We start from the raw sequence: 14,947 nt of genomic DNA, 5'->3' as shown, positions 1-14,947 counted from the left end.
ATATGATAGAGCCTAATCATAATAAGTTAACAATTGTACAACAGTGTAAGTTATTGGATATTAGCAGGTCAACCTATTACTACCAACCTACTGGTATTAGTGAACAAGATATCAAGATTATGGCAATAATTGATGAGACCTATACTATGCATCCATATTATGGTATGCGGCGGATGGCTAAATATTTACAAGCCCAAGGTTTTTCGGTAGGTCGTAAAGCTGTTAGACGTTACTACAAGATAATGGGTCTTGAAGCTGTTTATCCTAAAATAAATTTAAGCAAGAGGAATCAGGCACATAAAATATATCCTTATTTACTAAAAGGATTAGAAATAGTATTGCCAAACCAGGTTTGGAGTGCAGATATAACGTATATAAGACTGAGCCAAGGGTTCGTATATTTAGTAGCTATTATTGACTGGTATAGTCGTTATATTCTAAGTTGGCGAATCTCCATTAGTTTGGAAAGTGAATTTTGTGTAACAGCCCTTGAAGACGCTATAGAAAAATATGGTATGCCAAAAATATTTAATACTGATCAAGGAGTACAATTTACCTCGGAGAATTTTATTAGTATGCTAAAGCTACATAATATCTTGATTAGTATGGATGGTAAGGGACGAGCCTTAGATAATATTTTTATTGAACGTTTTTGGCGATCATTAAAACAGGAAAAAATTTATCGGATTATTTTAACAACAGTAAAGGAGGCAAAGACAGCAATTAACGAATATATGGACTTTTATAATAGACAAAGGATGCATCAAACTTTGGATTATAAAACTCCAGAATGTGTATATTTTGAAAAAAATATTGTATAAAAACAACAATTTAATTTTTGTGAATTATATCTCTATTTATCTAAATTTTTGTCTAGACAAAGGGGACCACCTTAGAGAACCGTTGCACAAAAATATATCGATGAAGGAGAAGCTAGAGGGGAAGCTAGAGGAGAAGAGAAAAAAGCTATGGCTGTAGCTAAAAATTTACTTAAAGTTGGCGTGTCAATTGATATCATCTCTACATCTACTGGATTGTCTAAAAAAGCAATAGAAGAGTTGATGGTATAATTATTACAAAAAGAAATCATAATCAACAGGTTTGTTTCAGCAATTATAAATTCAAAAATATTAGTTTTAAAACAAAATAACATTACAATTTTAGAGCTAACTATAACGTTAATTACTAATTATTTAGAGACTTAATTACTCTAAATTTACACCTGTAAGCTACAATTATAGCTATATTACGGCAATTTATATTTTGAATTTATAATTGCTAGTAAAATTACTTGTCATTTTGTTTCCATTCTATTAAAGTATTAGTATGTACTAGCCTAATAAGTTATGGACACGGAGGTAGTGGTTGGACATTAGGACCAGGATCAGCCCACTATTTTACGGTATAAAATAATGGTAAAGCTAATCCAATTAGTATTTTAGCCATATAGTAAACTGGCGTCATTGCGAGACATAATAGATTGCTTCGTCGCCACTAAAACGGCTTATCGCAATGACAGGTGGTGTAAACTTTAGTGCAAGGTACATTGAATGTTAAAGAATTTAAACAATGAGTTATATTAATGTCTGCTCAAATAATAGAGTTATTAATTTTTGCTGGGGTTGCTTTTTTTATTATAAATAGGCTAATTGCTACGCTTGGCTCTACGTCAGATGAGGATCCAGCTAAACGTAAATCTTCCTTTTTCGGTGAAACAGGAATCAGAGACGTTACTTGCACAGCAAAAGCTGATACTAGTGTTTTTTTTAAGAAAAATTTACCTCAAACTATGGTAAAACCAGCCCCTATCAATCCTATGGAGTTTGATGGGTTAATAGTTGACGAAAATTCTGTGGCTATAATAGCTGGGATTGCAGCTATATCTGCTAAACTTCCATCATTTCAAGCAAGGAAATTTTTATATAGTGCAAAAGCAGCCTTTGAGCTGATCATTGAAGCTTCTAATGATGACGATATTGAAGATTTACTGACATTGGTGGATAAAAGATATATACAGGAATTTCATATTTTTTCTGAAACCTATGGAGAATTTGTCCATGGTAGCGTATTAGATACTAAAATTTCTGAAGCTTATACATTTGCTAATAATATTTTTATAAAAGTATTATTCACTGGCGAAAATATAACTAGTAAGATAAAAAACATGCAAGAAGAATGGACTTTCTCGAGAAGCCTTGTTTCTAAAAGTACAGATTGGTTTTTAACTAATGTTGCTCGTCTAGAAAATGAAGAGCAACTAACTTCTTAGCCTCTGATGATTCACCAGTATAAGTTATATTTTGGTAATTAAGTTTGATAGCAGTAAACAAAGCTGGGTGATCGTTCTCTACATTAACAATAATTTTTACGATTTGGGGAAATTCTTTGTTTAGTGTTTTAAAAATATAGTCAAGTACCAGCATACCGTAATATCTTGTACTACCACTTTTATTAGTTAAAATAACAGGATCGTGAAATTCAGATAAAAACTCTCGTGCATCACTTAAGTTTCCTATTGTATAAGTTGTTGGGTTTGGCATTTTATAAACCTATCTAAAATTATGCTATATATTAAATTACCATAAAGAGTCAGTTTAGTATACTCTTCTGCTTTGAAGAATTGGTTCCATAAAACTTCGGGGTATTCGCGTACTCATATACTAGCTGTACACTCCGCTCGCTTACCCCTTGTTTTACGTTTCAATTCTTCAAATCATTTGAGTATATATGCTTTTATGGTATATAGTAAAATGTATTAAATTAGGTGACAAAAAACATAGAGATAATTTCGAATAATTTGCTAGTTTCTGTCACATTGTTTTTAGTGGGACTTTGAAAGATGAGATTGTTATGGTATAATTGTTAAAAAGAAAAAATAGAGTTGTAGAATGTCTTCGAATCAAATGACGATATGAATTATGCTATAATTCTATATGTAGAGAATATAACACAAATAAGCTAGAAATTACTTATTAAATTATTAAACATTGCGTAACTTCTCCAACATTGCAAAATGACGCAGACCAAATCCATATGCCACAAGGAAAGGTGCAAATAATATTACTATGCCCCAATTACCAAAATACTCTATTAAGTAAACTAATCCAAAAGAGACAACAACATACATTATTGCCCGTATCACAGCACAGGAGATACTGATACATCTAAAACGTTTAAACACAGGAAACTGCTTATAAAATATTGATTTTGCTGGAAATGCTCCTGTCTCAAATAGCAATATAAAAAACTGCAACAATAATAAATAAAAAGGCAATGGGATATTAGCTAATAAATATGGTAAAAATATAATAATAATAGCCAAGGCTGTTAATCTTATTTTTAAAATTTTTATAGGATATATTTTATAACTCAAATAAGTATAAAGGATACCGATAAGTAGCTCTACTATCGCAAGAAGCAAGTTATGACTAATAATTTGTTCAGTACTATAATTGAAAGTGTTTTTCAGTATAGTAGTACAATGCATATATACAAAATAAAAAACAATTGGTCCAATAGACTCAATTGATAAATAAGCTAATAGAGTTTTTATATTAATCTTTTCATTTAGCATTTCTTGATTAGTAATATCTTTTTTCTCAAAACCGAAAGTTTTAAGTTTATTTAGCAGCCTTCTGGTTGCATCAGCAAATTCTGGAGTTTCTCTCAGTCGCGTTCTTGCCGCAGCTCCTACCAGACCAATTATTGTACCAAATAAAAAAGTATATCGCCAATTAAAACCATATGTAGTAACCAATGTTGCAATACCTAAAGCACATACTCCACCTAGATTAGCAGATATAGTAATAAAGCCAACAATAGGATATTGTATTGGTGGTTTGGTCATTTCCGTTAAATATAATCCAGCCCCTACTGCTTCTCCTAAGGATGACATACCTTGCATTATTCGACAAATAGTGATTAATATCGAAGCGATAATCCCAATTTGGGCATAAGTAGGCAAAATAAACATCACCACACAAGAACATGCCATCATGAAAGTTGTAACAACTAGTGTAGTTTTACGACCTACTTTATCGCCTATCCAACCAAATAGCAAAGCCCCAATTGGTCGAAAAACAAAAGTAGCACAGAAAGCAAAAGCCGACAGCAGAGTAGCAGTGTGCGGATCAGTTTTTGGAAAAAATAACTCATTCAACAATACTGCCATATGAACGTAGAGCATTAAGTCAAAATATTCAAGCAATGTTCCTATTGACAGCAACCCAACAGCTTCTTTTTGTTCTCTAGTTAAACTAGTATGGGTAATTCTGGTATTTTCTTGAACAAGTTCACTCATAGTGGACTCAATGTTATTGTTAACTTCGTATAGTTCATATTTCCCCGATGGTTATTTTGTTAAACATAATTTTTATTCTGTCATTGCAAGGAAAATCATAGGTCGACGAAGCAATCCAAGTTTGATCACCTAATTTAGCTCCAATTCTGCTAATATCTTAGGCGGAATATCACTACCCAACAAACTGCTTATGTAAGCATGGAGTCTTACCAACTCAGCTGGGTTGGTGGAGCGAATTTGTGATTTGACAACATTAATAGCATTTTCAAATTGAGCAAAACCTACATTGTCTTTTTTATTCCCTTTGTTATCTTTACCTCATCAGAAATCATCAGCCATATATCGTGTTTTCACCATGTTTAAGTTTTGTTCAAAGTAGCTATAATTATGATTAAATATAACCTACATTAAATAGTCAACTAATTTTTTATTAAAATATATTTATTTTTTGTTAATAAAAACAATATTCAATACTCTACTCACATGGGATATGGTTTTGATGGTTAATACCCCCTTAATTTCGTATGATATTTTAGCAATATCTCTTTTTATTACTTATCTGCCTTCGTAAAACTTCGGGGTATTCGCATGCTCACGTAGGTTTACTACGCTCCGCTCGCTCATCCCTTGTTTTTCGTTCCAATTCTTTAAATCATTTGAGTATAACTCAAATTTTCAACTGGCTTTAAGTCAGACAAGCCATACTTTTCAGCCAATTCATCGACAATTCTTGGTAAGTCATCTAACCAAACTTTACCTTGATCACCATAGATATTAATGATATTAGTTTTGAATGTTTTCATATTTATATATCTGCATTCTTTCATACTAAATAAAATTAACAATATTTGCTATAGTAACTTTAACTTAAAACTTACAAAATTGATATTATGGGAATGAGCTTCAGTCACTTATTAGTGATCTTATTAATTATCTTAGTATTGTTTGGTGCTGGTAAATTGCCTCAAGTAATGTCAGATATTGCTAAAGGTCTTAAAGCTTTTAAGGAAGGAATGAAAGATGATAAGAAAAAAGATGAATAACAAGAACATTCGTACCTTCACCTTCTTCCCGTACCATTACAATTTTATTTTTTTACTAAAATTTTTGCTCTATCGGTGATAATTTCATCAACAAGCCCAAATGATTTGGCTACTTCAGGATCCATGAAATTATCGCGTTCCATGCTTTTTTCAATAGTCTCTAGTTCTTGCCCTGTATGCTTGACATATAAGAGATTAAGCATTCTTTTTAGTTTCATGGTTTCTTTGGCATGAATTTCGATATCTGTAGCCTGCCCTTGGTAACCACCTGACGGCTGATGGATCATTATACGACTATGCGGTAGGGAGTAACGCATACCTTTCTCCCCAGCAGTAAGCAACATAGAACCAGCAGAGCAAGCTTGACCTATACAAAGAGTAGAAATCTTAGGCTTAATATATTGCATAGTATCATAAATTGCCAAACCAGAAGTTACAACGCCACCAGGAGAATTAATATACATAGAAATATCTTTTTCTGGATTTTCTGCCTCAAGGAATAGTAATTGTGCAACCACTACATTTGCCATATAATCTTCAATTTGACCACAAACAAAAACTATACGTTCTTTTAATAACCTAGAATATATATCATAGGCTCTTTCCCCTCTAGGGGTTTGTTCGATTACCATTGGTACGTATGTCATTAAATTTTCTCTAAATTTATTAGACTTCCTATAAAACTTTACTTCTGCTGTGCTAACAAGTTTTTATAATATCGATTTAAGACTTTTACTGCTAAAATCCAAATTATACAAACAATAAAAGAAACAGCCATCAAAAGACCAGCAAGATCACTATGTACAACGTTTGGGAAAATGCTGAAAGATAGAAATTGAATAGCTGATCCCGAAGATTTTCCTATTTTATACCCAAGTACATCTACCGCTGCCTTGCCTTTAGTCTTCATTTCGTTATCAAGAGGCATGTAGGACATTTCTTTAGTACAGTCAAACAATGAATATTTTACCCCTTTTCCTAAAACATGCCACAACCCTCCTATAATAACAATCATCATTAACGGAGAAATACAACTAAACCCAGTCATAATTACTAATAAAGGTTTTTCTAGTAAAACAAAAGTAAAAAACACCATACCTGTTAATAACATCGCAATTGGGGTAAGTATTGCCCCCCAAAACCAACCACAAATCCTAATTAAACTACTACCAAGAAAAGCACAAATTAATGCAGCTATTCCAGTCCAAAAGAATACTGTACCGTGGTAAGAAATAAATTCTTGAGTAGAAGGGTATAATTGTTTGGCTTTGGACATCCATAACCCTTCAGTTAGGTTAATTGTCATGGAATATGAAATCATTAATATGCAAATAATTCCTAAATATTTGGAGGAAAAAATTATCTTAGCACTCTCAACTAATCCTAGTTTCAGTATATCGGTTCTTTTATTTTTATATCTAATATTTTTAGTAGTTTCTATAATTTTCAATTCGACGAATCTATGTAAAATTAAACAAATCACCCCAGAAATTAGAATAATTACCGTAAACAATTTGAGTAAAATTTCTGTTTGGTCGTTAATATGAGAAAATAAAGGTAATAAGAAGTGGTCACCTTTGGCAAAATAGACAATTATACTACCAGATATTAATAAATTAGTTTGACCAAATAAAGAAAAGAATGAATAAAACCTTGGGGCTTCTTCAATAGTGGTAATCTTATTAGCAAGTTGCCAGAATAATAAGGTAAATACAATTACTGGCCATAATTCTCCCATTACATAAAATAACGATATACTCCATTTTCCCCAAATGAGGATAAACCACTTTAAGTGTGGTAACATGGTAACATAATGGGTTACTGTTTTAGGATCTGGATGAAAATATTCTTGATATGGAAATAAAACAAAGGCAAATAATGTAAAAAACCCTAAAAGAAAGCACATTATTATTCTAAATGCTTGTTCAGTTGTCACAACATTACAAAGTTTGCAGTAAAGAATGACGAATAAAAAGCCTAGAGGCATCTCACCCCAAAGTTTTAGAAAGCTTATAACTTCCGAACTAATTAATGTTATCACCAGGCTATCTTTCATACTACGTACTAGATTCTGGTTAAGAAGAATAAAGAATATTAGTAAAGCCATAGGTACAAACTTTACCAACTCGTTAGATCTAATAGGCCAAACAATGTGTCTAAATTTACTATTTCTAGCTCTATTCCACATAGTGAAAGAAGACTCTACTGCATTCATATAATACTCATGCTCATTTTCAAGCAACCTAAACTATTATAAAACCCCTGTCAAGTGGTTTTATAATTTAACAAAATTATAAATTCAAAAATATTAGTTTTAAAATAAGATAGAATTACAATTATCAGGTAGACTAGACTATATTTAAATCTTCTTCATAATATAGACTCCATTGTGAGTTATTATATACAAATACCCTTATTTGTAAAGATTTGCCATATATTAAACGGGAGGTACAAGATATCTTAGCAGTTTTTAATGATTCTACCAAACAATGTAATAATAATATCGATATTCAGTTAGAAGCTTTTAAAAAGAATCTTTGCAAGCTTAGTGAAGAGTATTACATTTTAAACAAAATACCAGAAAAGTTAAATAAAAGCATAATAACTATTGCTCCTGAAGTGGCTGGGGCAATTCAAGATAATAACCAACTGAAAATAGAAGAAATGACTACAGCAATTAATGGCTGCATTCAAACTTTAAAAAATATTAAAGCTGATATTGAATTTTTCAGGATTGATCGTAGTAAAAATTTCTTTTTTATGGTAGCAATTAGTCTTATCTCATCAATTATTACCTCAACCACAGTCCTTTATTTTGTATTACAATGGTTTCCACCACAGCAAAAATATGTGGTTGAAAAAGCTCACGATATTCACACAGAAGGAGTGGTACAAATATTTGATATGCAAGGTAAATTTTGTAATAAAGCACAAATAATCAAGGATTAAATGCAATCATACCTGACATCTATTTCAAAAAAACCATGTTTATTCGCAGTCAAAAAGAACTCAAAATATAATTAATTATTGCAGGCAGCCTCCTAGCATATGGACTTAAGATCATTAAAAATGGCAATATATATAATAGATTTTGTAGCAAATCATATATATGATATTATCTATTAAAAGTTTTTATGTCAAAACATATGGGAGTTCTTAAAATAGCTAGGTAAAATGACAGAACGTTTAAAGCATGATAAAATTTTTCGCAAAGCAATGGAGAATCCGCTAGTAGCACATGAATTTCTGCATGCTCATTTACCTAAACATATTAGGGATATAGTAAATTTCCCTAGTTTGACAATTGAAAATACCAGTTTTATAGAGCTAGATTTAAGAGATTCTATTTCGGATGTGTTATTTTCGGCAAAATTTGATAATAATAGGGATGGGTATCTGTATTTGATGGTCGAACATCAAAGTTCGCCTGACCACTTCATGGCATTCAGGATGTTCAAATATTTCATTAATATTTGTGATCGATATTTGACTTTAAATCCTGAGACCAAGATGTTACCATTAGTCTATCCGTTAATATTTTTTAATGGTACAGAAAAATATAATGTTCCAAGGAACTTATGGGATTTATTTGAAGACAGTAAGCTAGCAAGAAGTGCTTGGATCAATGACTACCAACTAGTTAATGTTCATGATATTCCTGATGAGCAGTTGAAACAAAGGACGTGGTCAGGGATACTTGAGTTTTTTATGAAGCATATCAAGAAACGCGATCTACTAAAAAAATGGCAGGAAGTAGCTTATATGTTACCTGAAATAACCAAGGTAACTATTGGGTACAATTACTTAGAGCTGCTATTATGTTACACATTGACAAGAATAAACCAATCGGATAGAGTAAAATTAGAAAAGTTATTAATAAGTAAGTTAAATCAGGAAACAGGTACAAAGCTTATGGGTAGTTTGGCACAACATTGGAAAGAAGAAGGCGTCATAGAAGGTTTACAAATTGGTGAGGCTAAAGGAATCCAAATTGGTAAAGAGAAGGGAATCCAGATTGGTAAAGCTGAAGGTAAAGCTGAAGCGATGAAAGCGGTAGCAAAAACTATGTTAATTAAAAATAAACCGTTAGATGAAATTATTGAATTTACTGGCTTAACTAAAATACAAATTAATAAATTGAAATAGTATATCGGAAATAGCAAAAAGCTATGAGTATCTGAAAGAGAAATATTAGGTGCCATTGAACAAATTTAAGAAAGCTGGATTCATGAAAAAAATTTTAAAAAAGAATGTTCCATCCCTTTACAGGTTATCTTATCCTGATGAATCTTTAGACAATGAGTTAGATATAACCTATCAGTCGTTTCTAATAGATGTAATTAATCTACCTAGCACATATTAATCTAGGGAAGTTAATTATGGCAAGAAGCAATGACTATATAAACAAAATCGATAAATTGATAGGACAAAAGATATATTCTCTAAGGCTTGCTAAAGGCTTGTCACGTCACCAACTTGCAACGGCAATAGAGGTAACACTTCAACAATTACAAAAATATGAGACTGGTTTCAATAGAATATCAATAGGTAGGCTGATTCTTATTGCTAAAGCATTAGAAAAAAATATTGGTTATTTTTATGAAGATTTAGAAGACATTAAAAATATTGAGCCTATTCAAACTCAGCATCAGCGTTTGTGTATAGAGGTGTCGAGGAATTTTATGAAAATACGTAACCCAGCGTATCAACAAGCTGTTAATGCATTGATACACTCACTGATTAAAGAGTAGTAGAGTAAAGGGAAAGTGCCGATACAGTTATATTGGTATCTAGGAGGCTGCCTACAATAACTAAAGTAATTCTATATTTGGCTCTTTTTGGCTGTGAATAAACATGATTTTCTTGAAATAATTACACTATTCCGCTAAGGTTTTTATGGGGTTCCTAAATTTTGTTGGGACTCTTATATGGCTACGCTAAATTTTTTGTTCACAGGACCTAGAAGATTAGCATCTGCTTCTCTTTCTGTATATAGGGTAGGTCCATACCATTATCTTCCTGACTTCGAAAAATAGTTAAAGATAAGTGTATAGAAAAAGCAGGAGAAAAAAGGTTTTGTTAATTAGAGGGCGTTTGTTGTGCCTCCATATATTTTTATTATTGACATACAATATTTTAGTAGATATACTAACCAACAATTAGTTTTAAATATACTACTTATATGTTCGTTAGAGTCAAGAAATCTGCTACCCGTAATGTTAACGCTGTTCAACTAGTAGAAGGGATACGCGATCCCATAACTAATAAAGTAAAACAACGGGTTGTTCAACATATTGGCAGTGCATCAGACCAAGAAGAAATAACTAAATTAATAGAGCTTGCTGAATTCATTAAGGTTGAAATCACTAGTAGCACTCAACCTAATCTTATCCCAGACAAGGATATAGTATCGATGGCGATGTCATCTAGACAGCGGTGCGAGAAAGAACAAATACAACCACAACCTATTGATGATATCAGCAATTTACGTAGTCAAGGAAGCACTATCATTGGCATTCATGAGGTGTATGGAAAAATTTATGACCAACTTGGTTTTAATAAAATCTTACCCAACCCTGCCAGGGAAGTGTCGAGCATAAACATAATACGCAATGTTGTTTTAGCTCGTATTGCTAACCCAACTAGTAAGCGTGAAACAGTCAATTTATTGGTCAATAATTATGGAGTAGATTTAAAGCTTGATTCGGTATACAAAACTATGGATAAAATAGATGATAAGGTGGTTGAGAAAATCGAGCAGTGTGCTTTACTTAGCAGTCAAAAGTTGTTTAAAGAAAAAATCGATGTACTATTTTATGATGCAACAACTCTTTATTTTGAATCATTTACTGAAGATGAGTTGAAGAGTAAGGGGTTTAGTAAAGATCATAAATTCAATGAAGTACAGGTAATGCTGAGCATTTTTGTTACTAATAATGGTATTCCAATCGGTTATGAGATATTTCCTGGAGCGACCTATGAAGGTCATACTTTATTGAAAGCTTTAGATAGCTTGAAAGGTAGATTTGCTATTGATAAAGTAGTGTTTGTAGCAGACAGCGGTATGTTGAATAATGAAAATTTAGCTCTATTAGAACAGGCTGGCTATCAATATATAGTAGGTGCCAAAATTAAGAATATGACTAAGGATATTACAGCTAAAATCTTAAATAGTGATGATTATCAGCCATTAACCGTTGATGCAGAAGAATATAAGGGAAAAATAATTGAACTAGCTGAAAAGGGTCGCAAACTGATTATGAGCTATAGTAGCAAAAGGGCTTATAAAGATGCTCAAGATAGAGAGCAAGCATTGAAGAAATTAATGAAAAAAATGAACAGAAGTAAAGGAGTTAAGTCGTTAATTTCTGCTAGTGGTTATAAAAAATATTTAATAATTAATAATAATGATAAGTTTGCAGTAAACGAGCAAAAGATAGAGGAAGATAGCAAATGGGACGGTTTGCATGGAGTTATTAGTAACCTAGAAAATATTGATGTAGCGTATATATTGTCTCGTTATAAAGGATTGTGGCAAATTGAAGAAACATTTAGAGTTAGTAAACACGATATTAAGATTAGACCAATTTATCATTGGAGTCCTAGTAGAATCAAGGCACATATTGCTTTATGTTTTATGGCGTTAGTATGTATAAGGCATTTAGAATATCGGGTAAATTTACAGTCAATTAAACTATCACCGGAACGATTACGTAAAGCACTAATTGGGGTGGAGATTACCAGTGTAGTACACATTAAAGATAAAAGAGTATTTGGCATTCCATCCCCGGTATCAGATGAGGCAAAGATTATTTATAAAGCAATGAATTTACCGATTAGTACTATTCCTTATTTAATATCATCAGGAGAGTAAAACTCGATAATCAAGTAGTAAAGCTAATAATTATTATAGGATTATTTTGAAATTTTTATATTCGAACAAATAATTTGTTGTGCCTAGAAATTTTATCATTTCCTGCTCTGTCAGCCATTTTTTGGCACAACAACACTGAAGTCGGGGGAATAAACATGATTTTCTTGAAATAACTACACTATTCCGCTAAGGTTTTTATGGGGTTCCTAAATTTTGTTGGGACTCTTATATGGCTACGCTAAATTTTTTGTTCACAGGACCTAGAAGATTAGCATCTGCTTCTCTTTCTGTATATAGGGTAGGTCCATACCATTTCTTTAGTAAGATTTTCAGCTGAGTGATATCATTTCTTTGCCCAGCAGTTAGTATAAACTTCAGTGGGTTACCCAGTGCATCAACGAGGGCATGAATTTTAGTACTAAAACCACCTTTGCTTCTACCTAAAGCTGCTTCCTCTTGATTACCTTTGATATATCCAGATGAGCAAGCATGTACTCTTACAATTGCTTCGTCGGCTATGCCTTCTCGCAATGACGTTTTATACTTTAACTTTTTTTCCGTGAACGTTCACTATACTGGGCTGGGGAATAATTCTCATCATGTTTAGTCAACAATTCACGAGCTATGAATATGTTGTCTAATAGCTTACCGACAGCTATTACCCCTTGCCTCTCACGAAATAAAGCGGGCAAAACCCCTTGGTAAGATATTTCTAGGTCTTTAATGTCATCGGTAATGACAAAATGCACCTTATCAGCCGTAATTTTTTTAATTGAACCTACTTTAACTAACCCCCCTACCCTAAATTCTTTGCCAAGTTTTAACTCATTAACCTTTGATGGAGGATAAAAAAATACTATATTATCTTCAAGGTTATATAATATCATATATACCCCTCCAGCACTGCATAATAGGTAAAATAATATAATTTTTAATCTATTTTTTACCCTTTTTTGCATTAACTAACCTAACCTTAACCTTATTATAACCTATCCAACTTGCTGCCAACAATAAGCCAAGAGCCAAGAAGGCAAACAGGTATGAAACTAGTAAATAATTCATCTTAATATTTTTTCTGCTGTTCCATTACTCTAATAAATTCTATAATCTCTTGAGCTGAACTATTTAAGTAAAAATGCTTTACATATTTTCCTTGTCTATCCATCAAATAAACGAAAGAAGAGTGATCTAACATATAATCTTCACTATTAGTATCTATTTTAGCATAATACACCTTAAACTTATCAGCCACTTCTTTAATCTGTTGTTCGCTACCTGTTAAACCAATAAACTTAGAATTAAAATGCTTTAAATATTCCTTAAGAACATCAGAACTATCACGTTTGGGATCGATAGTAATAAAAACAAATTCAACATCAATTTTATATTTATCAAGAGTATTAATGACCTCCATTATCTTTTGCAAAGAAGTAGGACAAATATCAGGGCAATAAGTGAAGCCAAAATAAATTAAACTCAATTTTCCTTTCAAATTATCACTATTAAAAATCTTGTCATCTTGATCAGTTAGCTCAAATTTTCCACCAATTTGCACATCATCATTATACCCCCCTCCTCTACCAGCAAGAGGCTTCTGCGGTGTCTCAAAGGATAACCACAGATAAAATGACGTAATAGTTATTAATAAACCTAATGTTATAATAATTCCTATTATTACATTAGCCTGACGTTTCTCTTGCATTATATCCTATTTATTCTACAATATTAATTGCTTGTTTATTCAATATCTGAGCTACTTCCAACGCGGCATAAGTAACAATGTTACTAGCCCCAGCTCGCTTAAAACATAATAACGATTCTATCAAAGCCGCCTGCCAATTTAAGGCATTGACCTCCGCAGCAAGTCTCAACATAGCATATTCGCCGCTGACCTGATAGGCAAATATATTAGTATTAAAGCTATTTGCCGCTTGGGCTATGATATCCAAAAACATCATACCAGGTTTAATCATAATCATATCCGCCCCTTCAGCCAGATCATGTTCTATCTCTAACATAGCCTCTCTGCTATTGCGTACATCCATCTGATATGTCGCTTTATCTAGATAAACTGCCTTATTACTGCTCACCGCATCTCTGAATGGCGAATAAAAATTTGAAGCATATTTTGCGGCATAAGATAGTATATTAACATTAATAAAACCTTCTGAATCTAGCATTTGACGTATTGCCATAATCCTACCATCCATCATATCAGATGGGGCTACGATGCCTACCCCAGCCTTTGCTAAAACTAAAGCTTGTTTACACAAAGCTTCAACCGTCTTATCATTATCTACATCACCATTATGTAAAATACCATCATGACCATGCGTAGTATAAGGATCCAGTGCAACATCACATATTACACCAATATCAATGTTAGCCTTTTTGATACTTCGAATAGTCCTACACATTAAATTATCTAGATTATACGCTTCATCCGCATTGTCACTTTTTAACTTTGCCTCTATACAGGGAAAAAGTATTATGGCATTTATGCCATTCTCATAAGCCTGCCTAGCCGTCAATACTACTTGATCAATAGACAACCTATATATACCAGGCATGGTGCTAATCTCCTGACGCTGGTTTTCCCCTTCAACAACAAATAATGCTAGCACTAAATCATTAACGCTAAGCCTATTCTCCGCTACTAATTCTCGTAACCACCGAGTTTTTCTATTTCTTCTTAATCTTACTGTTGGATACATCCATTTCTCAAAATTT

Annotated in this window: 19 protein-coding genes; 8 read left to right on the top strand and 11 right to left on the bottom strand. The window is 32.4% G+C overall.

Features of this window, described 5'->3' with window-relative positions; all coding sequences use genetic code 11:
- Positions 1–2: 2 nt before the first annotated feature.
- Complete coding sequence (locus ACFELY_RS05400) at positions 3–821, top strand: IS3 family transposase (RefSeq protein WP_341758831.1); 819 nt, start codon at positions 3–5, stop codon at positions 819–821.
- A 71-nt stretch (positions 822–892) separates the two neighbouring features.
- On the opposite strand, the gene ACFELY_RS05395 is transcribed toward ACFELY_RS05400, so the two are convergent.
- Positions 893–1,153 (bottom strand): hypothetical protein, encoded by a 261-nt coding sequence (locus ACFELY_RS05395; protein ID WP_375333837.1) that lies wholly within the window; start codon positions 1,151–1,153, stop codon positions 893–895.
- 429 nt (positions 1,154–1,582) lie between these two features.
- On the opposite strand from ACFELY_RS05395, the gene ACFELY_RS05390 reads away from it, so the two are divergent.
- A complete protein-coding gene (locus tag ACFELY_RS05390) occupies positions 1,583–2,269 on the top strand; it encodes a TIM44-like domain-containing protein (RefSeq protein ID WP_341759059.1) in 687 nt (228 codons plus the stop codon).
- Here ACFELY_RS05390 and ACFELY_RS05385 read toward each other — a convergent pair.
- The 3 genes from ACFELY_RS05385 to ACFELY_RS05375 all read right to left on the bottom strand — a co-directional run bounded on the left by ACFELY_RS05385 (position 2,226) and on the right by ACFELY_RS05375 (position 5,103).
- Positions 2,226–2,540: a hypothetical protein gene (locus ACFELY_RS05385; RefSeq protein WP_341759058.1), complete on the bottom strand. Its 315-nt coding sequence runs from the start codon at positions 2,538–2,540 to the stop codon at positions 2,226–2,228. The two genes, ACFELY_RS05390 and ACFELY_RS05385, sit on opposite strands and share 44 nt — an antisense overlap.
- A gap of 440 nt (positions 2,541–2,980) precedes the next feature.
- Positions 2,981–4,300 (bottom strand): MFS transporter, encoded by a 1,320-nt coding sequence (locus ACFELY_RS05380; protein ID WP_341759057.1) that lies wholly within the window; start codon positions 4,298–4,300, stop codon positions 2,981–2,983.
- A gap of 647 nt (positions 4,301–4,947) precedes the next feature.
- Positions 4,948–5,103 carry a hypothetical protein gene (locus ACFELY_RS05375; protein WP_341759056.1) on the bottom strand — a complete coding sequence of 52 codons (156 nt, stop codon included), beginning with the start codon at positions 5,101–5,103 and terminating at the stop codon, positions 4,948–4,950.
- Positions 5,104–5,190: 87 nt separating this feature from the next.
- Between ACFELY_RS05375 and ACFELY_RS05370 the strand changes: the two genes are divergently transcribed.
- Positions 5,191–5,343 carry a Sec-independent protein translocase subunit TatA gene (locus ACFELY_RS05370; RefSeq protein WP_341756233.1) on the top strand — a complete coding sequence of 51 codons (153 nt, stop codon included), beginning with the start codon at positions 5,191–5,193 and terminating at the stop codon, positions 5,341–5,343.
- Positions 5,344–5,387: 44 nt separating this feature from the next.
- Here ACFELY_RS05370 and clpP read toward each other — a convergent pair whose 3' ends face one another.
- Together clpP and ACFELY_RS05360 are read right to left on the bottom strand one after the other, a co-directional pair.
- Positions 5,388–5,990: an ATP-dependent Clp endopeptidase proteolytic subunit ClpP gene (gene clpP / locus ACFELY_RS05365; protein WP_341759055.1), complete on the bottom strand. Its 603-nt coding sequence runs from the start codon at positions 5,988–5,990 to the stop codon at positions 5,388–5,390.
- A gap of 38 nt (positions 5,991–6,028) precedes the next feature.
- Positions 6,029–7,558 (bottom strand): Npt1/Npt2 family nucleotide transporter, encoded by a 1,530-nt coding sequence (locus tag ACFELY_RS05360; RefSeq protein ID WP_375333836.1) that lies wholly within the window; start codon positions 7,556–7,558, stop codon positions 6,029–6,031.
- Between the two features lie 212 nt (positions 7,559–7,770).
- Here ACFELY_RS05360 and ACFELY_RS05355 point away from each other — a divergent pair, with 212 nt between their 5' ends.
- The 5 genes from ACFELY_RS05355 (at position 7,771) to ACFELY_RS05335 (ending at position 12,217) form a co-directional block, all read left to right on the top strand.
- Positions 7,771–8,292, top strand: a complete 522-nt coding sequence (locus tag ACFELY_RS05355) for a hypothetical protein (protein WP_375333835.1) — start codon at positions 7,771–7,773, stop codon at positions 8,290–8,292.
- Positions 8,293–8,517: 225 nt separating this feature from the next.
- The gene (locus ACFELY_RS05350) at positions 8,518–9,489 is read left to right on the top strand and encodes an Rpn family recombination-promoting nuclease/putative transposase (protein ID WP_375333834.1); all 972 of its coding nucleotides are present in this window, start codon (positions 8,518–8,520) and stop codon (positions 9,487–9,489) included.
- Between the two features lie 55 nt (positions 9,490–9,544).
- Positions 9,545–9,706 carry a hypothetical protein gene (locus ACFELY_RS05345; RefSeq protein WP_341759051.1) on the top strand — a complete coding sequence of 54 codons (162 nt, stop codon included), beginning with the start codon at positions 9,545–9,547 and terminating at the stop codon, positions 9,704–9,706.
- A gap of 16 nt (positions 9,707–9,722) precedes the next feature.
- On the top strand, positions 9,723–10,094 hold the full coding sequence (locus tag ACFELY_RS05340) for a helix-turn-helix domain-containing protein (RefSeq protein ID WP_341759050.1): 372 nt from the start codon (positions 9,723–9,725) through the stop codon (positions 10,092–10,094).
- 431 nt (positions 10,095–10,525) lie between these two features.
- Complete coding sequence (locus tag ACFELY_RS05335; protein WP_375333833.1) at positions 10,526–12,217, top strand: IS1634 family transposase; 1,692 nt, start codon at positions 10,526–10,528, stop codon at positions 12,215–12,217.
- Between the two features lie 225 nt (positions 12,218–12,442).
- Here ACFELY_RS05335 and ACFELY_RS05330 read toward each other — a convergent pair whose 3' ends face one another.
- From ACFELY_RS05330 to hemB, 5 genes are read right to left on the bottom strand one after another with little or no spacing between them, the layout of a single operon-like run.
- Positions 12,443–12,748, bottom strand: coding sequence for a transposase (locus ACFELY_RS05330; protein ID WP_375333832.1), 306 nt, complete (start codon positions 12,746–12,748; stop codon positions 12,443–12,445).
- Positions 12,749–12,762: 14 nt separating this feature from the next.
- Positions 12,763–13,176, bottom strand: a complete 414-nt coding sequence (gene ccmE, locus ACFELY_RS05325; protein ID WP_375333831.1) for a cytochrome c maturation protein CcmE — start codon at positions 13,174–13,176, stop codon at positions 12,763–12,765.
- The gene (locus ACFELY_RS05320) at positions 13,154–13,279 is read right to left on the bottom strand and encodes a hypothetical protein (RefSeq protein ID WP_275656748.1); all 126 of its coding nucleotides are present in this window, start codon (positions 13,277–13,279) and stop codon (positions 13,154–13,156) included. The genes ccmE and ACFELY_RS05320 overlap by 23 nt, the downstream gene beginning before the upstream one ends.
- A gap of 1 nt (position 13,280) precedes the next feature.
- Positions 13,281–13,919: an SCO family protein gene (locus tag ACFELY_RS05315; protein ID WP_094649564.1), complete on the bottom strand. Its 639-nt coding sequence runs from the start codon at positions 13,917–13,919 to the stop codon at positions 13,281–13,283.
- A 10-nt stretch (positions 13,920–13,929) separates the two neighbouring features.
- On the bottom strand, positions 13,930–14,931 hold the full coding sequence (hemB, locus tag ACFELY_RS05310; protein ID WP_094649563.1) for a porphobilinogen synthase: 1,002 nt from the start codon (positions 14,929–14,931) through the stop codon (positions 13,930–13,932).
- Positions 14,932–14,947 lie beyond the last annotated feature (16 nt).

Source organism: Candidatus Tisiphia endosymbiont of Xenochironomus xenolabis (assembly GCF_964264705.1).
In the GTDB taxonomy this organism is placed as follows: Bacteria; Pseudomonadota; Alphaproteobacteria; order Rickettsiales; family Rickettsiaceae; genus Tisiphia.
Note: the sequence above shows the minus strand (reverse complement) of the source record. Positions and strands in the feature narration are given on the sequence as shown.